The organism is Halosolutus gelatinilyticus (assembly GCF_023028105.1).
Lineage (GTDB): Archaea > Halobacteriota > Halobacteria > Halobacteriales > Natrialbaceae > Halosolutus > Halosolutus gelatinilyticus.
Genome location: NZ_CP095491.1, coordinates 3,862,219 through 3,885,347, shown reverse-complemented (window position 1 = coordinate 3,885,347; position 23,129 = coordinate 3,862,219). Strand labels below are relative to the sequence as shown.

Sequence of the window (23,129 nt, the reverse complement as noted above, 5' to 3'; positions counted from 1 at the left end):
CCGGGCGGCAAAAGCGACGTGGTCGGCGCGAACGGCGTGGTCAGCGCGAAGATCGCGGCGGGGCGTATCGGACTCGCGCGGGAGACCCTACTCGCGATCGTCCCGGTCGTACCGACGAGCCGCGGACTCGAACCCCGATTCGTCGAGTTCCCGACTCCGACGTCCCTCGAGTGTCGCGATCGCCTCCGGATCGGGTGCGGCGTCATCGGTGATCCGGGCCCACGAGTTGTGGACCTTCGCGTGACACCACCGACAGAGGTAGACCGTGATCTCGTGAGCGAGCCGCTCGCCGCGGGCATCCTCGGAAGTCGCTGTGCGCTGCTCGCTCGATGGACGCAGCCGATCGTCGTACGAGAGGTGGTGCTCCTCGAGTAACGGCCGCTCGTCGGAATGGGCCATCCGTTTCTCCTCGAGACCGCAGCGAACGCACTCGCGGTCGCGGTTTCGCGATCGGAAGTGCGGACAGTCGGCCCACGTTTCGTCGGTTTCGGGGTCCGCGACCGGACATTCGTACCCCTCCAGCGCGCGTTCGCGGGCGAACTCGGGATCGTGCTCGTAGTGGTCGAAGGCGTACCGACACGTTCCCTCGCCGGTCAGGTGATCGCAGACGCCCGCGAACTCGTACGGATCGTCGACGCCGACCGGCGTCCCCCTCGGCGTTTTCTCCATCTCGGTCGATCGTACGGGTCGAGGACTGTTGAATTCTCGGTTGTGCGGCCGTCTCCTCGGCCGGACCGCACACGTCCTGTAGGAACGCGTGACGCGGAACGGGTCCCCGGCTCGCCTGCGGTCGAGACATTTTTCTCGTCCCCGCGCCGACATCAGCGCGTGCGACTCGTTCACGATCCGATCGACGCCGAGGGGGCCGTCCTCGCGACGGAGATCGACGTCGCGGATTCGATTCCGAGCCAGATCCGCGGGCTCACGTTCCGGCGGTCGATCCCCGACGACTACGCGCTCCTCTTCGAGTTCGGCGCGGCCAGGACCCGCGATATCCACATGCTGTTCGTCCGGTTTCCACTCGACGTCGTCTGGGTGGTCGACGACGTCGTCGAGCGAGTCGAGCGACTGCGGCCGTGGCGGGGCTTCGCGAGAGCGACGGCCGATCGGATCGTCGAACTCTCGGCCGGCGCGGCGGCGGACGTCACCGCCGGTGATCGACTAGTTCTCGACGGGATCGACGCGTAACGCCGTCCGTGCGGTCAGTCGACGACCACGACCTCGCCGCCCTCGACCCGGACGTCGAGCAGGCTCGTCACCTCGCGATCGAAGCGCTCGCGGTCGACGTCGACCCGCCGGAGAACGACGACGACGGCCGCGAGTTCCGCCCCGACGGTTTCGAGCGCGTCGCAGACGCGTTCGGCGGTGCTGCCGGACGAGAGGACGTCGTCGACGAAGACAACGCGATCGCCCGCGTCGACGCCGTTCAGGTAGAGTTCACTTTCGCCGTAGTCGGTCTCCTGGTGGACGGCGACCTCGCCCGGAAAGCCGTAGGATCGCTTTCGGACGACGACGAACGGGACCTCGGCGGCGAGCGAGAGTGCCGTCGCGTGGTGGATTCCCATCGCTTCGGGGGCGACCAGCGCGTCGACGTCGGTGAGATCGATCCGGTCGCGGATCGCCTCGCCGATCGCTCGCAACACGTCGGGTTCGACCGTCGGGATGCCGTCGGTGACGCCGTGGACGAAGTAGGGGTAGCCGTCCCGATCGACGATCGGTGCATCCCGGAGCGATCGGGCCAGCGGCTCGAGCGTCGGGTCCATGTTCGCCGGAGGCTACCACAGGGAGCGGAAAGGCCCTTCGGGTCCGTCCAGCACAGTGAGATCGGCGTCGACGGCCCGCACCGTCGCTCCCGCGGCCGGGCAGATGGTACCGTGACCGGCGGGTTTAAGTCCGCCTGTTTCGATAGGACGAGGTACAATGGCACGAGACACACTCTCAACGCCGGATGAGGATAGAGGAAGTCGGGGCAACCCGGCTGGACGTGAAATTCTCCGCGGACACTAATTCCAACTCGGGTTCATCACTCTTGCCTGTAACTCACTCCGCCGAAGAGACGATCGCATCGGACCGCACCGTACGCCTTCTCGACACGACGCTTCGCGACGGCGAGCAAGCGCCGGGGGTTTCGCTCTCGCCCGGCGAGAAAGTCGAGATCGCGCGCGCGTTGGAGCGGGCCGGTGTCGCCGTCATCGAGGCCGGCAGCGCCTGTACCGGCGCGGGTGAGCGCCAGGCGATCTCGCGAGTCACCGATCTCGACCTCGACGCCCGCGTGACCAGTTTCTGTCGCGGCATGCAGGGGGACATCGACCTCGCGCTCAACTGCGATGTCGACGGCATCCACCTCGTCGTCCCCTCGAGCGATCGCCACGTCGAGGGCAAGGTCGGCACCTCCCGCGAGGACAACCTCGAGAAAACCGCCGAGCTCGTCGAGTACGCCACGGACCACGGGCTGTGGGTCGAAGTCATCGGGGAGGACGGCTCGCGCGCCGATCTCGACTACCTCGAGGACCTCATGGCGACGGCGCTCGACGCCGGTGCCGATCGGACCTGCTTCGCCGACACCGTCGGCCACACCGGGCCGGAACGCACCGCCGAAGCCGTCTCGCGGCTGGCGGAACGCGGACCGGTCAGCGCCCACACTCACGACGACCTCGGCCTGGGCGTCGCGAACGCGCTGTCGGCCGTTTCGGCCGGCGCCGACCTCGTCCACTGCACGGTCAACGGCCTCGGCGAGCGCGCCGGCAACGTGGCGCTCGAGGAGGTTGCGATCGCGCTCTCGCACGTGTACGACATCGAGACGCTCGAACTCGAGGAGCTGTACGACCTCGCACAGATCGTCTCTCGGGCGACGGGCGTCCAGTTGCCGCCGAACAAGGCCGTCATCGGGGAGAACGCTTTCACCCACGAGAGCGGCATCCACACCGACGGCACGCTCAAGGACGACAAGATGTACGAGCCCTACGCTCCCGAAACTGTGGGTCGCGAGCGTCGACTCGCGCTCGGCAAACACACGGGCCGCGCCGGCGTCGCGGCCACCCTCGAGGAACACGGCGTCGAGGCCGGCGGCGACGAGGTCGCCGAGATCGCACAGCGCGTCACCGAACTCGGCGATCGCGGCCGCCGCGTGACCGACGCTGACCTGCTGGCGATCGCCGAGGACGTCACCGGCGACGATCGCGAGCGCGTCGTCGACTTGCTCGATCTCACCGCAACGAGCGGCGGCCCCGTTCCCACGGCGAGCGTCCGCCTCGACGTCGAGGGCGAGGAGCGCGTCGCCAGCGGGACCGGTTCGGGCCCCGTCGACGCCGCCGTCTCAGCCGTCCGCGAGGCCCTCGGCTCCGCGGCCGACGCCGAACTCGAATCCTACCAGGTCGACGCGGTCACCGGCGGCACCGACGCCGTCGTCACCGTCGAAGTGACGATGGCCCGCGACGATCGCTCCGTCACCGTCGCCCGCAGCGAAGCCGACATCACGCGCGCGAGCGTCGAGGCGATGGTCGACGCGCTCGATCGACTCCTCGCGACGGACGCGCGGCCGCTCGCACCGGCCGACGACTGACCGAACGGCGACCGCCGATCGGCCACCGAACTCGGCACTATCGTTTGTGGTCACTTTCTGCGGATTGCAGCCCTGAAACGGACGTCCTGGGCCGTTGCAGCGCTGCAATCGTGCCGTATTCGACCGCTTCTTCGGAGTAGTTCTTCGATAACAATCTATCGGAGTCGGTGACTGTCGTCCGAAGATGACAGACGATCCATCGGCAGCTCAATCGAGTACCGGCACCGTATCGCGTCGCACCTACACTCGGCTCCTCGGCGCCCTGGGCGTCGGGGGCAGCCTGACCGCCGCGCAGTCGATGCGCTCGAATGGGGACGACATCGCCGCGGCAGCGCAAAACAGGCGACCCGAACGGCGGGGAATCACCGTCTCCGACTCGGGATCGACCGTCGACGATGACGTCACGCACCTCGACTTCGGGGGAGCGCTCACGGCTGTTGGTTCCGACGACAGCGGGGACGAGGCGGACAGCGTTCGGATCCAGGCTGCGGACGACTCGTCCAACGCCAACATCGTCAACGTTCGCGACGACCTCGGCGTCGAACCCCAGCAGGGCGACGTCTGGGGCGCCATCTACGATCACTATCAGTCGTTCAGTCCGACCAACCGGAACCACCGGTACGTGCTTCCGGCGGGAACGTGGCACGTCGAGACCGACAACATTCACCTGAACGCCCACGAGTACTTCGGACTCGTCGGCGAGCCGTTCGCGACGCTCAAGGTGACCAGCCAGGACGTCGATCGGATGATGACCGTCGGACGGATTGACGACTCGCTTCCGCACGCCCAGCGGACGGTGATGAAAGACCTCCAGGTCGACATTCGCGGCGAGTACGACGCGGGAATCTGCCGCTGGTACACCTACTCGTACGGTCTGATCGAGAACGTCTCGATGCGGGGTCGCCGCGACAGACTCAATCCCACCTACGGCGGCGATCGACACACGATCATGGTCGACGGTCGCCAGACTACGACGACGAACATCATCCGCGGCTGTCACCTGAACAACGGCGACACCAGCTACAATCAAGACACGCACGTCGGCCACGCGATCCCCTTTAGTTCAGAGATTTACAATCTCGGGACGAACATCTGGGAAGCCTGTCAGGTGACTGGCTACATCGACAACGGATTTTACGTCTCGAACAACTCCGGCCGAAACATCATCACCGGCTGTCACGCCCGCAACTGCGCCGGCGCCGGCATCCGCATCGGCGCCAACGACTACGTCCGGAACTGCCGCATCACGATGACCGAACAGCCGGGATACCCGTGGTCCGGCCTCTGGCTCGAAAACGGCGGCGGCCAGATCGTCGACGGCCTCACCGTTCACAATTCGATCGAAAAGAACACCGAGATCGTCCGTTTGACCCAGGACGGGCCGGCGCGACTGGTCGGAGTGCACATCACCGACGACGGGGGCAACGGGCGGGCGATCCGCGTCGCCGACAACGACCGGACGCGAACGGTGTTCCACAGCTGTTCGATCACCGATCGAACCAGTCCAACCGTCTCCGATTACGCGGTGTACGTGCGATCGTCGAACGTGGTTTTCAAAGACTGCGAGTACGACCTCGAGTCCCAATCCGAGCAGGATCGCCACGGCTTCTTCGTGAGTCGACAGGGGACCAACGTCGATCGACTCGTCCTGAACGGCACCGACATCGACGCCGACGGCGCGAGCCTCCGGTTCGCCGAGAGCGGGCGGGCCCACAACGTCGAAAGTACCGTTTTCGACGGCCTCGTGTTGAGCGATTCCGATACGACGCTCGAGGAAGCGCTCTGGGTCGGCAACCGCCACGAAGGGGACACCGCCTTCCGGGGAGAACGAATCAACTGGAAGGGCGATTTCAACTTCGGCTTCACCGTGTGACCGCGCGTCGAGAACCGATCCGACGGCGTCTGCCGCTCCGACCCTGAGACCGCCCGTAAGCCGGCTCCTACTCCGATTCGCGGCGTGCAACGATCGCGGTTCTCTCCGGATACTTAATCCGTCGTGTGTGTTCTGTTGGACCGAATGTCACGCGAGACGAGACGAACGTTCATGCACGCGGCCGGCGCGCTGTCGCTGCTCGCCGGTGCACCGACCGTCAGAGAGCCCATCGTCGGTAAGTCCGACTCGCCGGCCGACGCGGAGAAGACGCCGGACGATCCGGCACTTGAGGCGCTTTCGCAACTCCGCCCGAATCACACCCTGATGGCGAACACCCGGTACGAGACGGGCGTCTACGTCGTCGGTGACGCGGACTGGAGCGAGCCGACGGGCGTCGTCGTCGCGGGCCAACACGGCATCGAACCCGCGGGCTGGCTCACTGCGATGCAGCTCATCGGACTCACGCCCGAGACCGGACAGCTCGTCGTGATCCCGTTCGCGAATCCGCCCGCGATCGAGCGAGGCGTCTATCAGACGAGCGACGGGAACATGAACCGCCACTTTCCGCCCGGCGACGCTCCGACGACGGACGCCGCAGCGGCGATCTGGCGGGAGCTCCGACGCCACGATCCCGACGTCGTCTTGGACCTCCACTCCTCCGGCGGCATCTACCGATCGGGCGTGGACGACGGCGTCGGACAGGCCGTATTCCCGACCGCGGCGGGCCGAAGTACTGCGGTTCGCGCCGTCGACTGGATCAACGACGAACTCGTCGGTCCGTCGGCGTACGATGACGCGTACGGGTTCGCGATCGGGAACACGCAGGACGACGACGACCGGCCGCTGCTCACGCACAAGGTGGGTCACGATCTCGACGTGCCGGGGTACCTGGTCGAGGTGACGCGGAAGGAGACGGTGCTGTCGGATCGCCTCACCTGGCAGACCGCGACGGCGATCAAACTTCTCGACGAGCACGGGATTCGAATCGCTCCCTGACATCGGGGTGGTCGAAGTGCTATGGCTCCGCGAGTCTCGACCACCCCGGCGTCGATCGGCGTACCGGTCAGTGGAACGGCTGCCGGCTGATAACGCCCCACAGGTCGAACACGTACACGACGGCGAGAAACAGCGAGACGATCACGACGAACAGGCGGGCGATCGCGCCCGCGGACGTCGGAACTCCGGGGTCGAGCGTCATCGCCATCACGCCCGCCACGGCGATCCAGAGCGCGCCGGTGATCAGTCGCTGACGACGGTCCATATCCGAGTGTACGACTCACAGGGTAAGAACCTCTCGAGTTCTCGCGATCGATCCTCGTCGGTTCGAACCCGGAACGTAGCGGGTGAGATACCGTCGAGCACGGACTCGAACAACGTGACTCTGATCCACCCGCTCAAAATTCAGAACAACACGACTGACCAATAACACGACGGAGGGTTATTTGGTTTCCTTTCGTGGGAGGGGATCACATGGTCGGCGATCCACTTCCACGGCGGACGATACTGGCCGCGTTTGGTACCGCAGCCACTACGATACCGACAGCACAGGGGACCACCCAAAAATACGACCCGCCGCGACCACACGTCGTGAGCGAAGCGGGCATCACGCTGACGATCCACGACTGTGCGCGCTTCGAGATCGATCCCGGTCCGGTTGAGGTAACGGATCTCGAGGTGGCGATCACGTATTTCGAGCGCGGCGGTCGCGAAGTGACGGACACGTTCTGGCCGCTGTCCGACGAGCACTACATCTACAGTTTGGATGACGAATTCGCCGCACCTTGCTACCTCTTCGGCGGCGGAGTGGTTCAGCCGTCAACGTCGCCGACGATCGAGTGGGTCACCGCGTGGCGTGACGATCATCCTGTTGCGCACTTCGATTTTCCCGTCGAATCGTGGGATTGCGCCTCGCTGCGCCAACAGGCGGTCGACCAGTGGGTCTGGGAGAACATCTGCGGCGAGGACGGTCCTCCGGAGTGATGCTGTAATCGTTCGCAGAAAAACACCGAGAGAGATTTGAACTGCGCCCAGACGTGCTCGCTCCGCTCGCGGTGTTGCGTCGTGAAAACGCCGAGAGGGAGATTTGAACTCCCGAGTCCGTGAGGACAGCAGATTTCGAATCTGCCGCCTTGGCCGGGCTAGGCTATCTCGGCTCACTCCTATCTACCCGGGTGATGTTTTTACCCGTTTCGATTTTTCTCAGCTCTGTGACTCCGTCACGTCCTGCACATTCGCGTCCGTTCGACGACGCCAACAGCCGGTGGACTAATTCGAAGAGAGAACTCGATCCGGCTCGGCGTGGCAACACGCCGATCGGCGATCGCCGGATTACCCGGTGTTCTTCATGCCGGCGGCGATACCCTTCACGGTGAGCCGGAGGGTTCGCTCCTCGATGTCCGTCCGGTGGGTCTGATCCAGCAGGTACGTCTGGAGCAGGTTCAGCGGGTCGACGTAGGGGTTGCGTCGTTCGAGGTTCTCGCCGAGCCAATCGCGCGTGTGCAACTCGTCGCGCTGGCCGATCTCCTTTACCAGCTCGGCCGCCCGTTCGTACTCGTCGGTCAGCCGCGAGAAGAACCGGTCGCGAAGCTCTTCGTCCGCCAAGTCGGCGTACTGCTCGGCGATCTCGAGTTCGGTTCGGGACAGCGAGAGCGCCGCGTTGTCCAGCGTCGTCTGGAAGAACGCCCACTCGTCGTACATCTCCTGGAGGGTCTCGATATCGCCGCCCTCGTCCAGGTAGGCTTCGATGCCCGTCGCGATCGCGTACCAGCCGGGCAGGATGCACCGGGACTGAGTCCACGAGAACACCCACGGGATGGCCCGCAGGTCCTCGACGGTTCGCTCCCCGCTTCTGGAGGCCGGACGCGAGCCGAGGTCCAGGTCCTCAATGACGGTGATCGGCGTGGCCTGCTCGAAGTACTGGACGAAACCGTCGCTCTCGAGCAGATCGCGGTATTCCTGGCGGGCCGTATCCGCCATCGTCTCCATCGCCTCGATCCACTCCTCCGGGATCTCCGCTTCGGGTTGTTCCTTCGCGTATAGCCGGGCTCGGAGCTGGGCGTTGAGCATCTGCTCGATGTTTCGCTCGGCGATGCGCGGATTCCCGTACTTCTCGGCGATCGCTTCGCCTTGCTCGGTGAACTTGACCTGCCCCGTGATGGTGGAGTTCGGCAGCGCGAGCAGCGCCTCGTTCATCGGGCCGCCGCCACGCGAGATGGAGCCGCCGCGGCCGTGGAACAGCCGCATCGTCACGTCGAAGTCGTCGCAGATCTCGCCCAGCCGGCGCTGGTTCTTGTACAGCGACCAGTTGGCCGCGAGGAAGCCGTTCTCCTTGTTCGAGTCGGAGTAGCCGAGCATGATCTCCTGCGTACGCCCGCGGGCTTCGAGCGCCTGCGAGTAGGCCTCGTTCTCGAAGAGCGTCCCCATGATCCGACGAGCGCCCGACAGCGCGTACTCGGTCTCGAGCAGCGGGACGATGTCGATCCCGCAGTGTTCCGGCAGGGAGATGACGTCCGCCTGGTCGGCGAGGAACAGCACCTCGAGGACGTGGCTCGGCTCGTCGTTCATCGAAATGCAGTAGGTGTCGATCGCGTGGACGCCGTACTCGCTCTGCCACTCGGCGAGGCTGTCGAACAGCGTCAGGACGCGGACCGACGCGTCGGAGAGCCCCTCGATGTCGGAGAGATCGATGACGGGTTCGTCCTGAAGGACCGCGTCGGTCAGCCAGTCGACGCGTTCCTCCTCGGAGAGCGATCGGTAGTCGATGCCCTGCTTCTCGAGGGCCTCCGCGATCGCGTCGGTGTGTTTCTCCTGGTGTTCGCGCAGGTCGAGGCTGGCCAGCGAGAAGCCGAAGGTCGCGACCTGGCGGCGGATCGGGTCGACGTGAGCCTCGACGACCCGTTCGGCGCCGTTGGTCCGGAGGCTCTCGGCGATGAGTTCGAGGTCGTAGAGCAGCTCGTCGACGTCGTCGTAGCCGCCGGGTCGGACGTCACCGACGCGTTCCAAGCGCTCGCGCATCAACTTGAGCTTCTGCCGATACGGCTCGCCGGGGTACCGCTCCTCGGCCATCTTGGCGCTTCCCGGGAGCCGTTCGAGGTCTTCCTCGAGGGACATCTGGAACGCCGAGCCGGCGTCGATCCGGCTTCCATCCTGGCTCAGGACGCCCGAGAGCCGCTTGAGCTCTTCTCGATACCGATCGAGGACGACCTCCCGCTGTCGTTCGAGCGTGTTCGCCGTCACTTCAGGGGTGACGTACGGGTTCCCGTCGCGGTCGCTGCCGGCCCACGATCGGAACTCGAACAGCTTCGGGATCTCGAGGTCGCCCTCGACTTCCTCGTCGATCGCGTCCGCGAGTTCGTCGTAGACCTCGCCGACGACGTCGAACAGCGTGTTCTCGAGGTACCACTGGACGTTCCGGGCCTCGTCCTCGGGTTCCGGCTGGCGGCGGCGGACCTGGGGCGTCTGCCAGAGGCTCGTCACCTCGGCGTCGATGTCCCGCCAGACCTGGGCCGCCTCCTTCTCGGTCAGCAGCCGTTCGTCTAACGTCTCCAGGTGGGTCGCGACCGTCCGGAGCTTCGACTTGACCGTCTTCCGACGGGCCTCGGTCGGGTGTGCGGTGAACGTCGGTTCGATCAGCACGTCCTCGAGGATCTCGCGAACGGTTTCGAGGTCGCGTTCGCCGAGCTCTTCGGCCGCCGTTTCCAGGCTGTCCTCGAGCGTTCCCTCGTCGGATTCCGTCCGGATCGAGCGGACGCGTTCGCGTTCTTCCGCCAGGTTGATCAGTTCGAAGTAGGTCGTGAACGCGCGTGCGACGATCCGCTGTTCGTGCGGCGAGAGCCCCTCGAGTTCCGAGACGAGCGGCTCGCGCGAGTCCAGTTCGTCGGCCCGGTAATCGATCGCGGCCCGGCGACACGATTCGACCGTCTCGAAGGCGCGTCGAGAGGTCTGGTCTTCGAGGACCTCCCCCAACAGCGCCCCCAGTTCGCGGACGTCCTGACGTACGTCCCTGTTATGGAGTGGCATATCCGGCCGTACGCGCCCGACGCTAAAAATCCCCATGTCATGGACTCACAGTCTTACTCATCGTTTTCCGTGATAATTACCGTCGCTCCGCCAACGTGAACTTCCGAAAACACGTGCTTGTATTGATGGTTTAGGCCGGCCGCGCGCGAACGCCCGATTTCGTCCGCCTCGCGTAGAACGAGTCCTATTTCAGTCAAAAATAAACATAATATTCGATCCGGCACGCCGAATGCGCACGCACAGCGGCATTCATTTTCAATATAATTGTGACTAAGGTACAGTGTCCGTCGCGTCGACGATCGGCGGCGGTCGCCGCCCCGAATGGCTCCCGCGCGGCCGTTGTCGGCAATATTTTCGGTCCGCGAATGCGCGTCACTCTCGGGCGATATTGTCGGCGTTCGACGCGGCTGGTCGGTTCGAATGCGATCGCCGCGAGATCGAACACCGGGACGAGGGCGGAAGCCGAACGGACGCGATCGGGTCCGGTACCGAGCGATCGGCCCGCTCGGTTCGCGACGATCAGACGGGGTGTACCCGCCGCGGCGGTTATCGCATCTGCTCGAGCGCGAACACGGTATCCGACATGAGCCAGGCCGTCTCGCACTCCGCGTCCTCGATACTGAGGGCGAAGAACGAGTCGCGCCCGCCGTCGACGGTGATGCGGTAGCTACGACTCCGTAGGGTCGGCTCGTGTTCTGGAGGGGTTTGGTCGGCGGGAGTCACACCCGTTCTCGGGGACGGTCGGGGATAACGGATGCGGTTCGCGTCCCGCCGATCGAACCCGGATCAACCGGATTTGGCCGGGGCTTGCAGGCACGGCGTGTTTCCAGCCGACGGCGCTATTACCGCGGAGATGAGTCCAACCTTTACCGTCGACGACATCGGAAAACGCGTCGAGAGCGAAAGCGGTGAGGTACTCGGCACCGTCGTGGCCGTCGACGACGAAACCGCTGTCGACCCCGATCCGGACGCCACAGGTTCGGTCAAATCCGCCCTCGCCTGGCAGCACGATTCCGAAGACCCCGTTCCCCTCGGAGACGACAGCGTCAGCCGAGTCACCGACGAGGCGATCGAGCTCGGCGGGATTCGGCGAGGGGGCCGTCGCGACGGGAGCCTCGGGCGAGAACGCCCGCTCAGCCGATCGCTCCGCAGGATCGGACCCGTCCGACACCGACTACGTGCCCGGAGAACCGGCGGAGTCCACCGGCATCGAACCGGAACCCGACGGAACGACGACTGACGATCGAGAGCGGACGACCGATCGATAACGGCGGTTCGTCGGAATTCCGCCGCAGTCGGAAGCATACCGGCCCGGTACCGACGCGAACGTGACGGCCCTACGGTTTTTCACGGGGGAGGGAGATACTCGACTATGGACCTCGACGAACTCCTCGAAGGCGAAGCGCTAACCGGCCGTCAGGCGGCGATCATCTTCTTCACGTTTCTCGCGCTCATTATTCTCGCAGCGGTACTGTTGGTGATCTTCAGCGACGTCTTCCGGGACCTCGTCGTATTCAGCGGCGGGTATTGAGCGCTGAGCGGTCTGCGAGTTGCTCTCGCCTCGTCAATCGCGCGACCCTCCTCGGCCGACCGGTACGCGGCCTCCGTCAGCGCGGTGATCTCGAGTCCAGCCTCGCCGGGGACGGCCGGGTCACCGCCCCGCGTCGATTCGAGGGAGTTTTCGAGCTTCCGGTCCGTCAGCGTCGCGATCGTCGCCGCGTCGGCGTCGTGATTTTCGAGTGACATGTTCCGATCGGGGTCAACAGGGAGCAGATTCCTGCACGACGTTTACGGCCGGCACCCGTGAACCGCAGCTATGGAACCGCCACGAGAACTGCGAGACGCGGTCGGAGACCGAGACGACGTCATGATCACCACCCGCGAGTACGACAGCGAGACTGTAATCGCCGTGGATTTTGGACCCGTCAGCGATCCGAATCTCGATGTCAGCGCCGGGACGGCAACCGTCGTTTTCGACGAGACCCAGTTCAAGTTCGACGTGCCGGCCGATGCGAACGACGTCACGGTCAACGACGGCGTGTTGACTATCAACGGTTGATCGGCCGCCTTCGCGATCGACGTTGTTGGGTTTTGACTGCCGCCTCGGCGTAACTACTGATAGCTCTAATTGCTACGAATATACGTATGAATGGAAGCGGCGAACCGAATTTCCCAGAGGATCTCCCACTCCAGTACTGACCGGAACGCAGGCGGGCTTATCTTCCGTGTTCGGGATGGGTACGGGAGGATCCCCGCCGCTGTGGCCGCTGTAAGACCGATCGGCGGAATCGAACCGCCGTCAGACCACGATCGGTAATGGTGGATTAGTATGAGTGGTCGGCGGCGAATCGGGGTTTCCAGAGGGTCTCCCACTCCAGTACTGACCGGAACGCAGGCGGGCTTATCTTCCGTGTTCGGGATGGGTACGGGAGGATCCCCGCCGCTGTGGCCGCCGTAACGCCGATTCGCGGAATCGAACCGCGATCATGCCAATATCGGTTGGTTGTGATGTGACCGTAATGTGCGTGTAGTCCAGTTTACGTCTGGACCCGTTTCCGGGCCAGTGCAGATCCAATGTAACGTAATGTATGATTGTGTGGCTTGGCTGATTAGTGCTCGCGGGCTCAACACCTCGTTGCCTTGGTGCGTACACCCCGAGTCTATCGAACTCCTCTTTTAGGAGCAGCCTCAGCGGTATCTCTTTTCCAGGTGGGTTTCGAGCTTAGATGCGTTCAGCTCTTACCCCGTGGTGCGTAGCTGCCCGGCACGTGCTCTTTCGAACAGCCGGTAGACTAGTGGCACCCATTCGTAGTTCCTCTCGTACTATACGAACGTTCCCGTCAGATACCTCACACCCCCAATAGATAGCAGCCGACCTGTCTCACGACGGTCTAAACCCAGCTCACGACCTCCTTTAATAGGCGAACAACCTCACCCTTGGCCGATGCTGCACGGCCAGGATGGAGGGAACCGACATCGAGGTAGCAAGCCACCCGGTCGATATGTGCTCTTGCGGGTGACGACTCTGTTATCCCTAAGGTAGCTTTTCTGTCAGCAATTGCCCGCATCTATCGGGCTAATTGGTTCGCTAGACCACGCTTTCGCGTCAGCGTCCCTTGTTGTGCAGGACACTGTCAGGCTTCCGTTTGCTCTTGCGCTCTGTTCCGGGTCTCCGACCCGGATGAGGAAACCTTGGGGCGCGCTCGATATCTTTTCAAGCGCGTACCGCCCCAGTCAAACTGCCCGGCTACCAGTGTCCTCCGCCAGGAGTGAGAGTCGCAGTCACCATCGGGTAGTATTTCAGTGACGCCTGGGCGACGTGCTAGCGCACGCACCTCTGTAATGGCTCCTACCTATGCTGCACAATGGCGACCACGTCTCAGTGACAGCCTGCAGTAAAGCTCTATAGGGTCTTCGCTTCCCCTTGGGGGTCTCCAGACTCCGCACTGGAACGTACAGTTCACCGGGCCCAACGTTGGGACAGTGGCGCTCTCGTTGATCCATTCATGCAAGCCGCTACTGAAGCGGCAAGGTACTACGCTACCTTAAGAGGGTCATAGTTACCCCCGCCGTTAACAGGTCCTTCGTCCCCTTGTACGGGGTGTTCAGATACCTGCACTGGGCAGGATTCAGTGACCGTACGAGTCCTTGCGGATTTGCGGTCACCTATGTTGTTACTAGACAGTCGGAGCGCCCGAGTCACTGCGACCTGCCTCTTTCCGAGGCAGGCATCCCTTATTGCGAACGTACGGGACTAACTTGCCGAATTCCCTAACGTCGGTTATTCCCGACAGACCTTGGCTTTCGCTGCCACGAGTACCTGTGTCGGATCTCGGTACGGACAGTGTGCTCGCCTTTTCACGGGCTCTAGGTTGACCTGACTTGCGCTATCCAGCCATTCGATCGCTTCGTGCCATTACGGCTTCCACGGTCTTCGACTGTTCGACTGGGCGAAGGCCCAGCTCAGGCGGCCCCAAAGCGTCGGCTTTGAGTGCACACTGGCATAGGACTATTAACCTATTTCCCAATTTGTCGTATTCGACTTACGGTACGACTTAGGACCGGCTAACCCTCAGCTGATTAGCATTGCTGAGGAACCCTTACTCGTTCGGCCGTCGGGGTTCTCACCCGACTCACGCTGCTACTATGACCAGGATTTTCGTTACCGCACGGTCCACATGATCTCTCGACCATGCTTCCGCCCGAACGGAACGCCAACCTACGGGATCGTGTTGTGACACACGCCGCTAGGTCTCGGTGGTGGATTTGAGCCCCGATCATTTTCGGCGCCGCAAACCTCGGCCGGTAAGCTGTTACGCTTTTCTTAGAGGGTAGCTGCTTCTAAGCTCACCTCCCGGCTGTCTAGGGCTTGCGACCACCTTCGATCGCACTTAATCCACACTTGGGGACCTTAACCCAGCTCTGGGTTGTCTCCCTCACGGTACACAGGCTTACCCCGCGCACCGGACTCCCCGCGTCGAACGGCGTTCGTAAGTTCGGAGTTGGACAGGGGGGCACACTCCTCTCGGAGTGCGGTCCCCCAATCCGTCGCTCTACCTCACGAACTACCTCGGCGGAGGTCATGCTTCGACATGTTTCGGTTGGAACCAGCTGTTTCCGGACTCGATGGGCCTTTCACCCCTACACAAAGGTCACGCGAGGGTATTGTAGGACACCAACGCTAACAGGCCTCCACGTGGCTTTCGCCACGCTTCGCCTTGCCCTTGCGTAGATCGTCCGGTTTCGGGTTGTGCCCGTTTGACTCCCCGCGCTTGAACACGGCGGCCCTCACACTAGGTGCTGCGGCCATGTCGGTTTCCCTACGCCTTCCCCGATGATCGGGTTAGACTCGTCAAACAGGCACACTCCCTGGTTCGTTTTTCAAAACGTACGACGGAACACCGGCTTCCCGTACTTCTTACTACAGGCTCGCGCCTGATTCATTTCGTACGAGACCTTGTATGCCCCGTCGCTCCATCGCCAACTGATTTCACGCCCTATTGCACCTCCCTTCTCGGGGTGCTTTTCAGCGTTCGTTCACACTACTTGTTCGCTATCGGTCTCGAGGAGTGTTTAGTCTTCGCGGTTGATGCCCGCGGAATTCACGAGGGATATCCAACCCCCGCTACTCTGGAGCTGACACACAGCATACTAGTTTTCAATACGGGACTGTCACCCTGTTTCGTGCTCTGTTCCAAGAGACTTCTCGAAGACGTTCTGCTGATGAGAGTCAGTCCGAACACCACATTGCCCGTGAGGGCTTCGGTTTGGACTGGGTCGCGTTCACTCGCCGTTACTAACGACATCACATTCGTTTTCTTTTCCTGTCGATACTAAGATGTTTCAATTCTCGACGTTCCCCATTGCGCGAAGCAATTGCGGTGGGGATTCCCATTCGGAGATCCTCAGTTCTTTCCCTCCATGCGGGTCCCTGAGGCTTATCGCAGCTTGGCACGTCCTTCTTCAGCTCTCGAGCCGAGCGATCCACCAGCTGGCACAGTAGCCACGTTCGTCGGATCTGGTGTTGCACCGAAGTGCAACTGAGTGACCCGGGAACGGGTCCAGTGGACGCCTGGACTACACGTACACACGGTCTCATCTGCACGCTTGGAGACTGCCAAGCGTGCATTAACCCTTCCCACCCACGCTTGCGCGGGATGGTGCATCGGTTTCGTTCGGAGTGAATCGAAGACGTCTGTCCCACTTAAGGGACTCGATCTCGATCCGCTCCGAGACATGGACCCACAGGGATTCGAACCCTGGGCATCCTCCTTGCAAAGGAGGCACTCTACCACTGAGCTATGGGCCCACCCTCCCCAACCGAAGCGATCGGCCCGGTCGAGCGAGGAGCAAGTGTTAGCCTCGACAGTTCAAAGGTGCCCGATCGGCCATGCGACGGTCGATCGAACGGTTGGACGTGGTGGGCCACCCCGTCGGGGTGGTCCCGGTCTGTGGAGGTGATCCAGCCGCAGATTCCCCTACGGCTACCTTGTTACGACTTAAGCCCCCTTGCGAAGCCCAGATTCGACCCCTATCGGGGCCTCATCCGGACCTCACTCGGGTGCTTTGACGGGCGGTGTGTGCAAGGAGCAGGGACGTATTCACCGCGCCCTTCTGAGGCGCGATTACTACCGAATCCAGCTTCATGTGGGCGAGTTTCAGCCCACAATCCGAACTACGACCGAGTTTCGGAGATTAGCGCCCCCTCTCGGGGTGGCGTCCCACTGTCTCGGCCATTGTAGCCCGCGTGTAGCCCAGCACATTCGGGGCATACTGACCTACCGTTGCCCGTTCCTTCCTCCAGTTTGGCACTGGCAGTCCTCCTAATGTACCCATCGACCACAAGGGTCATGCTGGCAATTAGGAGTGCGGGTCTCGCTCGTTGCCTGACTTAACAGGACGCCTCACGGTACGAGCTGACGGCGGCCATGCACCTCCTCTCAGTAGCTCCACTAAGCTCATCACACTGAGCTTCACAGCATACTGTCGGTGCTGGTGAGATGTCCGGCGTTGAGTCCAATTAAACCGCAGGCTCCTCCGGTTGTAGTGCTCCCCCGCCAATTCCTTTAAGTTTCATCCTTGCGGACGTACTTCCCAGGCGGCCCGCTTCTCGGCTTCCCTACAGCACAGCACAGGCTCGTAGCCTGTGCCAAACTTAGCGGGCATCGTTTACAGCTAGGACTACCCGGGTATCTAATCCGGTTCGTGACCCTAGCTTTCGTCCCTCACCGTCGGATCCGTCCTTCCAGAGCGCTTTCGCCACCGGTGGTCCGTCCAGGATTACAGGATTTCACTCCTACCCCGGACGTACCCTCTGGATCTTCCGGTCCCAAGCCACACAGTTTCCGCCGGACGCCTGCTCGTTGGGCGAGCAGATTTCCCGACGGACTTGTGCAGCAGGCTACGGACGCTTTAGGCCCAATAATAGCGGTCATCACTTGTGCTGCCGGTATTACCGCGGCGGCTGGCACCGGTCTTGCCCAGCACTTATTCCACCACCACCTTACGGTGGTGAAAAGCCAGGACGATATGCCCTGGCACCTGGAGTCCCCTTATCGCACTGTCGTGCAGTGTAAAGGTTTCGCGCCTGCTGCGCCCCGTAGGGCCCGGTATCTTGTCTCAGATACCGTCTCCGGGCTCTTGCTCTCACAACCCGTACCGATTATCGGCACGGTGGGCCGTTACCCCACCGTCTACCTAATCGGCCGCAGCCACATCCTCTGGCGCCGGAGCGTTTCGAGCTCGAGCCACTTCCAGGCATCGAGCCGTATGCGCCATTAGCCTCAGTTTCCCGAGGTTAGTGCGCTCCAGAGGGTAGTTTGGCCACGTGTTACTGAGCTATCTGCCACGAGTCTGAACTCGTGCGACTAGCATGGCTAAATCGGACTCCACTAGCAATGACCTCCGGCAGGATCAACCGGAATGCTATTCCCCGAGCGAACTCGGGGGGTTGGCGGTGAATGTTGGTACACACTCACACTAATGGTCCAATCGTTCGATAACGCGGATCGGATGACCGATCGGGCGTCACCGAACTGTCGAGGCTAACATCAGACCCCCTCTGTACGGCGGACCGCAGGGGGAGGGTCCTCATTTCCTTCGTACTCATATCGAATCGTTGGTTGGTACTTAAGGCCGTCGAACGACAATTTCAAAGGTAGTGAATACCACGCCCAGTTTCGGCGAGACGACGGGTTGGTACCGAATCGATCACCCGGCGGACGGACCCCTCGCAGGGACCCGACGTGCTTCGGTCCCGCTCACATCCCGGTACACCAGGTAAACTGGTTTACCGAACAGCCAGGAAAACGATACGTAGACTGCTCAACGCTCCGGACCTCCCTGATCGCCACGACGATGGTTCTATAATACGGTAGATACCCAATATTTACAGATGGGAGATATCTCAGGGCGTAGTTTTCGAAGAAGTGCTCCGACGGGGATTTGAACCCCGGTCATTGCCTCGAGAGGGCAATATGATTGGCCGGACTACACTATCGGAGCGTGCGTCGTTTCGCATTCGTTCGTAGCGCGGAGCGATGTTTAAGCATTCCGTTTCGTTTCTGGAGTGACCGACGATAACACGCACGGTCGGCTCGCTGGGGCGATACGGGGACGCGTCGATCGAGGCGGGAAACTCGTCGAACGAACGCGGCTACTCCTCGAAGGGTGACTTCGTAGCCTCGGGTTCGAACCCTTCGAGGCTGATGATGTTCTCGCGACCGACGCGAAGTTTGCTGATCGTGCCTTCGTCTTCCATATCCGAGAGGAGCATGCTGACCTTGGATTTCGACCAGCCGGTTTCCTCGACGATGTTGACCTGTTTCATCCGGCCGCCGTTCTCGCGAATGAGCTTGACGACCCGGTCTTCGTCGGTGAGGAGTTCCTCGTCGGGAAGGACGTCGTCCGTCGATGCGTCGGCGCTCGTCCCCGGTTCGTCGCCGGCGGATGCTGTCTCATCCGGCGCTGCGGGCGGACCCGACGACGGGGCGGCCGCGTCGTCTCCCGCTGATCGGTCGCGGTCGGTCCACCGGTACCAGACGACTGCGCCGACGAGGCCGAAGAAAACAACGAGCAGGAGAAGCGGCCACGGGAGAGAATTCTCGCCGTCGGTCAGCGTCGATAGGGGGCCGTCCGCGTTGTGCCCGCTGTCGACCGCAGGATCGTCGAAGACGACCCGTGGGTGGCCGTTGAGAAACTCCTGTTCGCCCAACCACACCACTTCGTTGGCGTCTTCGAGATCGGTGGTGGCGTACCGCGCGTCGTCCGGGGCGACGTATTCGAAGACGAGGTTACCGCCCGCTCGAACGACGATCTGCTGATCGGGCCCGAGGTTGATGTTGCGGAACACGTCACCGACGACGACCGAGCCGTCTTCGACGGCTGCGAACCCGTCCCACGTGAACGACATTTCGACGACGCCAATCTGGTTGCCGCCCGGAAATTGCTCTTCGACTCCTGCGCTCCGGTTGAAATCGCTCGCCTCCATCTCTCGATCGGTTTCGGCGACACCTGCTTTGGTCAGGTTGTCCGCCATACTCGTGAAGGTATCGTAGAGGGGAGTCTCTTCGTTCTCGAACCGCTCGGCGAACGTCTCGAAGGCGTCCTCTTCGTCGGACCCGTTGAGTTCTTTTTCGTATCGGAACGTCCACGTCGCGGTGCCGTTCTCGTAGACGGTGATCTCGAACTTCGTCTCGTCAAATTCCTGCGATTGACTATCGGCCAAGGTGTACGCCGCCGATTCGACGGCAGCGGAGGAAGAGATGGAGTTGGGATCGTCCTGTGGAGCGGTGGTTGCGCCTGCGATCGCCATCGGCCCGCCGACACCGGCGACCGTCACGACCACGATGAGAGCAACGAATCCAACAAAGCCCGGCCGAATCATTCGTCTATCACTACGTGCCGAAGCTAAAAATCCTTGTGAATAGGGTTATCGTACGGTAACGGCCCGTTTACAGCCTACTCCGTCCGATTCGGTGACGTACGAGGCCGTCGCGGACGCGTTCGTCGCGGAACCGAACCGGAGATCGTCGGTGGCCACGTCGATACGCACAAGCGGGTCGACCGTCTATCCGCGAGCATGATCACTAACCTCGCGAAGAGTGTCCAGGCGTTCACGAGTAACGTCTATCTCGTCACGGGCGATCGAACCGTCGTCGTCGATCCGGGCGCGAATTTCGACGTCACCGGGGCGATCCGATCGCGCGTCGACGACCTCGATGCGGTCGTACTCACGCACACCCATCCGGATCACGTCGGCAACCTGGACGCCGTAAAAGACGCCTTCGACGTCGATGCCTGGGGGTACGACGCGTCGATCGAGGGAGTCGATCACGCCATCGGCGACGAGGAGGTCGTTCGATTGGGCGACGACGAGTACGTCGCACTGCACACGCCCGGCCACAAGGACGATCATCTGTGCTTCTACGCGGCTGACGCGGGCGTGCTGTTCGCGGGCGACCTCGTCTTCCAGAACGGCAGTTTCGGTCGTACGGACCTCGAAGAGGGCGATCGGGCGACGTTGATCGAGAGCATCGATCGGCTCCTCGAGCGGATCGACGAGAACCTCGGGGAGATGCACACGGGCCACGGACCGAGTGTGACGCGAGACCCGTACGATCACGTCGAACTGTCGGCACAGATGGCGCGGCAGGTGTAGGGACGCGAATTCTCGATGCGGATCAGACGCGTCTCGCGGCGTCTAACAGCGCATCGTACGCCGGTTCGTAGGCGTCGGCGATCAGTTCCGGCGTCGATCGCCCGTCGCTTCCTAGCGGCGGCAATCGGACGCGATCGACCGGTTCCAGGTACTCGCAGACGTCGGGGACGCGTTTCTCGAGGTAGCCGTCTCTCGGGCTGGAACTGGCGACCTCGCAGGCGCGACAGTATCGGTTTCCGGGGTAGATTCTGGCGCGTCCGGGTTCGACGACCGCGACGGCGGCGATCGCGGCGGGGTCGAGCGCGTCGAGAGGGCGTGCGATATCGCCGTACGATTCGACCACCGCGAGATCCGCGGTCTCGATCTCTGCTGCGAGGTTCTCGAATGCGGGAACGTACCGCTGTCGCATGATGACGTTTAAGTCGTCGATCGTCTCGACCGGCACGGCCTCCGCGAGCGACAGCGCGTCGGCGATCGCGTCCGGGAGGTCGACGGTCGCGTTTCGAACGTACGTCACGCCCAGGTCCGTCCCCGGACGGCCGACTCGATCGATGAGGAACTCGCGGTCCGATCGGCCGAGCAACCCGGTTCCGCCGCCGGGAGCGGGCCGCCACAGTCTGTGGACGGGATTGAGCCGTTCGGGAGAGCTGTCGCGCCCCTCCGCGGCGGCGAGGCTGGCCGCGTCCTTCCCGTAGAGGCGGCCGTCCGCGAGCGCCGTCCGGCAGTCGTCGTGGTCGAACCAGTAGTCGTTGCCGGCTCGCGGCTTGTACCCCGCGGCGCCGGTTCGTTCGAGCAGTCCGACCGAAAACGTCGTCTTGCCCGCGTCGACGCGATCGGCACCGACCACGAGGAGGATCATTCGTCCAGACCGTAGTAGCCGGGCTCGTCGTCGGTTCGCGGTTCGGCGACCACGAGGTCGTCGGCGTTCGTCATGATCCAGGGGATCGCCCAGTCGAGCAGGATATCCTCGGTCTCCCGATCGATCTCCGCGTCGGGGTCGAGCCCCTGCAACAGGCGGGCGATCTCGTAGACGGTGTACATCTGGTCGTCCTCGAGCAGCTCCGCCGGCGTGTAGAAGTCACAGGGTGGGAGCCGATCGAACTCGGATTTCGGCACTGGCATGACCGAACGTATCGACGCGACGCCACAAGACCGCACCGATCCCGAGGCGGAGCAACGGGCCGAACACGATCCGATGGCGAGCGCTTCCGTCGTCGGGGCGGTCGCGACGTTCGGTGCGGTACTGTCTGCGAGAGATTGCGCTGTTCGCGGCCGAGCGTACGGTGGACGCCTCGACGATCCGTTCGAAACGGGGTCGCCGTACGGACGGTGTGCCTTATCTAGTCAGAACGCGTAGTCGCACTATGGCGAACGACGGAACTCGCGCTTCCCGACGGTCGTCCGTGACGGATTTCGAACGCGAATTGTTCGCCTTCGAGATGGTGTCACTCGACGGGTTTTTCGAGGGGCCGAACCGCGAACTGGACTGGCACAACGTGGACGACGAGTTCACCGAATTCGCCGTCGAACAACTGGACGAGATCGGAGTGCTCCTGTTCGGGCGGGTCACGTACGAGGGGATGGTGAGCTACTGGCCGAACGCTTCCGCCGACGCGCCCGCCGTCGCCGATCGGATGAACAGTAAACCCAAAGTCGTCGTCTCGACGACCCTGGACGAAGCGGACTGGAACAACGCGAGACTCGTAACGGGGAACGTCATCGAGGAGGTCGCGAGACTCAAACGGGAGCCGGGCGACGACCTCGCGATCTTCGGCAGCTCCGAACTAACGGTCTCGATGCTCGAGGCGGGACTGGTCGACGAACTCCGAATCATGGTGAATCCGATCCTGTTAGGCGAGGGACGGACGCTGTTCGACGGGCTGGTCGACGATCTCGAGTTGACCCTCGAGCGCACCCGCCCCTTCGAAAACGGTAACGTCCTTCACTGTTATCGGCCGGCGTACCGCGGGGACGAACGGACCGGTTGAACCGCGTTCCCGACGATCCCGCCGGTTATCAGTAAGCGCGCTCGGCAGGTGTGCCGTTCGAGATGCGTTTCGCAGCGGCCGCCCCGTGGAAAAGCCGACAAGAGTCGTCTCTCCTGCTCGCGGAGTACCTCTGACGGGCGATACGAACTCGGTACGTGCATCCTGCGACCCCCTCACCTCGCGAGTCGACGATAGCCGGTTCGGGCCAGTCGACCGGCACCAAAGAGGGTCAGAACGGCCGCGCCAAACACGACACTGGTACGGACGACATCGAACAGCGGGACGAACGAGTACCGACCGAGGATGAGCAGTACCACCGACAGAAGCCACAGAAGATACAATCCGATGCCGATTCGGTAGACCGTTTCTCGCACAGTTCGTTCCTGTTAGATCCACTTACGTATCACTGTTTTGAATGCACGCAGACGGCGCGTAACTCGCCGATATTTAGCGGTGGCGGAGTCGACGCAGGAGGCGAGAGCATCGATCGACGAGGAGCGCGCCGAACGGCGCCAGTAGTCGCGTTCC

At 62.8% G+C, this 23,129-nt stretch carries 18 protein-coding genes, 3 tRNA genes and 4 rRNA genes; 10 read left to right on the top strand and 15 right to left on the bottom strand.

Features of this window, described 5'->3' with window-relative positions; translation table 11 throughout:
- Positions 1-87: 87 nt before the first annotated feature.
- A complete protein-coding gene (locus tag MUH00_RS19175) occupies positions 88-669 on the bottom strand; it encodes a DUF7097 family protein (RefSeq protein WP_247001370.1) in 582 nt (193 codons plus the stop codon).
- Positions 670-828: 159 nt separating this feature from the next.
- Here MUH00_RS19175 and MUH00_RS19170 point away from each other — a divergent pair, with 159 nt between their 5' ends.
- Entirely contained in the window at positions 829-1,188 is a 360-nt protein-coding gene (locus MUH00_RS19170; protein ID WP_247001368.1) for a DUF192 domain-containing protein, read from the top strand.
- A gap of 14 nt (positions 1,189-1,202) precedes the next feature.
- On the opposite strand, the gene hpt is transcribed toward MUH00_RS19170, so the two are convergent.
- Entirely contained in the window at positions 1,203-1,763 is a 561-nt protein-coding gene (gene hpt / locus MUH00_RS19165) for a hypoxanthine/guanine phosphoribosyltransferase (RefSeq protein ID WP_247001366.1), read from the bottom strand.
- A 266-nt stretch (positions 1,764-2,029) separates the two neighbouring features.
- Between hpt and MUH00_RS19160 the strand changes: the two genes are divergently transcribed.
- The 3 genes from MUH00_RS19160 to MUH00_RS19150 all read left to right on the top strand — a co-directional run bounded on the left by MUH00_RS19160 (position 2,030) and on the right by MUH00_RS19150 (position 6,431).
- Entirely contained in the window at positions 2,030-3,562 is a 1,533-nt protein-coding gene (locus tag MUH00_RS19160) for a (R)-citramalate synthase (RefSeq protein ID WP_247001365.1), read from the top strand.
- 184 nt (positions 3,563-3,746) lie between these two features.
- A complete protein-coding gene (locus MUH00_RS19155) occupies positions 3,747-5,435 on the top strand; it encodes a right-handed parallel beta-helix repeat-containing protein (protein WP_247001362.1) in 1,689 nt (562 codons plus the stop codon).
- Between the two features lie 144 nt (positions 5,436-5,579).
- Positions 5,580-6,431 (top strand): M14 family metallopeptidase, encoded by an 852-nt coding sequence (locus MUH00_RS19150; RefSeq protein WP_247001360.1) that lies wholly within the window; start codon positions 5,580-5,582, stop codon positions 6,429-6,431.
- A gap of 67 nt (positions 6,432-6,498) precedes the next feature.
- Here MUH00_RS19150 and MUH00_RS19145 read toward each other — a convergent pair whose 3' ends face one another.
- Positions 6,499-6,696 carry a hypothetical protein gene (locus tag MUH00_RS19145; RefSeq protein WP_247001358.1) on the bottom strand — a complete coding sequence of 66 codons (198 nt, stop codon included), beginning with the start codon at positions 6,694-6,696 and terminating at the stop codon, positions 6,499-6,501.
- 326 nt (positions 6,697-7,022) lie between these two features.
- Between MUH00_RS19145 and MUH00_RS19140 the strand changes: the two genes are divergently transcribed.
- Positions 7,023-7,415, top strand: a complete 393-nt coding sequence (locus MUH00_RS19140; RefSeq protein WP_247001356.1) for a hypothetical protein — start codon at positions 7,023-7,025, stop codon at positions 7,413-7,415.
- Positions 7,416-7,503: 88 nt separating this feature from the next.
- Here MUH00_RS19140 and MUH00_RS19135 read toward each other — a convergent pair.
- From MUH00_RS19135 to MUH00_RS19125, 3 genes are all read right to left on the bottom strand, one after another.
- Positions 7,504-7,588, bottom strand: a tRNA-Ser gene (locus MUH00_RS19135).
- Between the two features lie 175 nt (positions 7,589-7,763).
- A complete protein-coding gene (gene ppc / locus MUH00_RS19130) occupies positions 7,764-10,454 on the bottom strand; it encodes a phosphoenolpyruvate carboxylase (RefSeq protein WP_247001354.1) in 2,691 nt (896 codons plus the stop codon).
- Between the two features lie 546 nt (positions 10,455-11,000).
- Positions 11,001-11,177 (bottom strand): hypothetical protein, encoded by a 177-nt coding sequence (locus MUH00_RS19125; RefSeq protein ID WP_247001352.1) that lies wholly within the window; start codon positions 11,175-11,177, stop codon positions 11,001-11,003.
- A 130-nt stretch (positions 11,178-11,307) separates the two neighbouring features.
- Between MUH00_RS19125 and MUH00_RS19120 the strand changes: the two genes are divergently transcribed.
- The 3 genes from MUH00_RS19120 (at position 11,308) to MUH00_RS19110 (ending at position 12,513) form a co-directional block, all read left to right on the top strand.
- The gene (locus MUH00_RS19120) at positions 11,308-11,694 is read left to right on the top strand and encodes a hypothetical protein (protein ID WP_247001350.1); all 387 of its coding nucleotides are present in this window, start codon (positions 11,308-11,310) and stop codon (positions 11,692-11,694) included.
- A gap of 132 nt (positions 11,695-11,826) precedes the next feature.
- Positions 11,827-11,985: a hypothetical protein gene (locus tag MUH00_RS19115; RefSeq protein WP_247001348.1), complete on the top strand. Its 159-nt coding sequence runs from the start codon at positions 11,827-11,829 to the stop codon at positions 11,983-11,985.
- A gap of 285 nt (positions 11,986-12,270) precedes the next feature.
- A complete protein-coding gene (locus MUH00_RS19110) occupies positions 12,271-12,513 on the top strand; it encodes a DUF7127 family protein (RefSeq protein ID WP_247001346.1) in 243 nt (80 codons plus the stop codon).
- A gap of 91 nt (positions 12,514-12,604) precedes the next feature.
- On the opposite strand, the gene rrf (MUH00_RS19105) is transcribed toward MUH00_RS19110, so the two are convergent.
- From rrf (MUH00_RS19105) to MUH00_RS19075, 7 genes are all read right to left on the bottom strand, one after another.
- Positions 12,605-12,726: ribosomal RNA gene (gene rrf, locus MUH00_RS19105) — 5S ribosomal RNA — on the bottom strand.
- A 63-nt stretch (positions 12,727-12,789) separates the two neighbouring features.
- Positions 12,790-12,911, bottom strand: a 5S ribosomal RNA gene (gene rrf / locus MUH00_RS19100).
- Between the two features lie 134 nt (positions 12,912-13,045).
- Positions 13,046-15,966, bottom strand: a 23S ribosomal RNA gene (locus tag MUH00_RS19095).
- 225 nt (positions 15,967-16,191) lie between these two features.
- A tRNA-Ala gene (locus tag MUH00_RS19090) sits at positions 16,192-16,263 on the bottom strand.
- Between the two features lie 143 nt (positions 16,264-16,406).
- Positions 16,407-17,878 (bottom strand): 16S ribosomal RNA (locus tag MUH00_RS19085).
- The 16S, 23S and 5S rRNA genes sit together here with 1 tRNA gene alongside, the layout of an rRNA operon.
- Before the next feature lie 505 nt (positions 17,879-18,383).
- A tRNA-Glu gene (locus MUH00_RS19080) sits at positions 18,384-18,458 on the bottom strand.
- A 151-nt stretch (positions 18,459-18,609) separates the two neighbouring features.
- Positions 18,610-19,839: a helix-turn-helix transcriptional regulator gene (locus tag MUH00_RS19075; protein WP_247001344.1), complete on the bottom strand. Its 1,230-nt coding sequence runs from the start codon at positions 19,837-19,839 to the stop codon at positions 18,610-18,612.
- A gap of 195 nt (positions 19,840-20,034) precedes the next feature.
- Here MUH00_RS19075 and MUH00_RS19070 point away from each other — a divergent pair, with 195 nt between their 5' ends.
- The gene (locus tag MUH00_RS19070) at positions 20,035-20,613 is read left to right on the top strand and encodes an MBL fold metallo-hydrolase (protein WP_247001342.1); all 579 of its coding nucleotides are present in this window, start codon (positions 20,035-20,037) and stop codon (positions 20,611-20,613) included.
- Between the two features lie 22 nt (positions 20,614-20,635).
- On the opposite strand, the gene MUH00_RS19065 is transcribed toward MUH00_RS19070, so the two are convergent.
- Together MUH00_RS19065 and MUH00_RS19060 are read right to left on the bottom strand one after the other, a co-directional pair.
- Positions 20,636-21,472, bottom strand: a complete 837-nt coding sequence (locus MUH00_RS19065; RefSeq protein WP_247001340.1) for an ATPase — start codon at positions 21,470-21,472, stop codon at positions 20,636-20,638.
- Positions 21,469-21,735, bottom strand: coding sequence for a DUF5827 family protein (locus tag MUH00_RS19060; RefSeq protein WP_247001338.1), 267 nt, complete (start codon positions 21,733-21,735; stop codon positions 21,469-21,471). The genes MUH00_RS19065 and MUH00_RS19060 overlap by 4 nt, the downstream gene beginning before the upstream one ends.
- 317 nt (positions 21,736-22,052) lie before the next feature.
- Here MUH00_RS19060 and MUH00_RS19055 point away from each other — a divergent pair, with 317 nt between their 5' ends.
- The gene (locus MUH00_RS19055) at positions 22,053-22,601 is read left to right on the top strand and encodes a dihydrofolate reductase family protein (RefSeq protein WP_247001336.1); all 549 of its coding nucleotides are present in this window, start codon (positions 22,053-22,055) and stop codon (positions 22,599-22,601) included.
- Positions 22,602-23,129 lie beyond the last annotated feature (528 nt).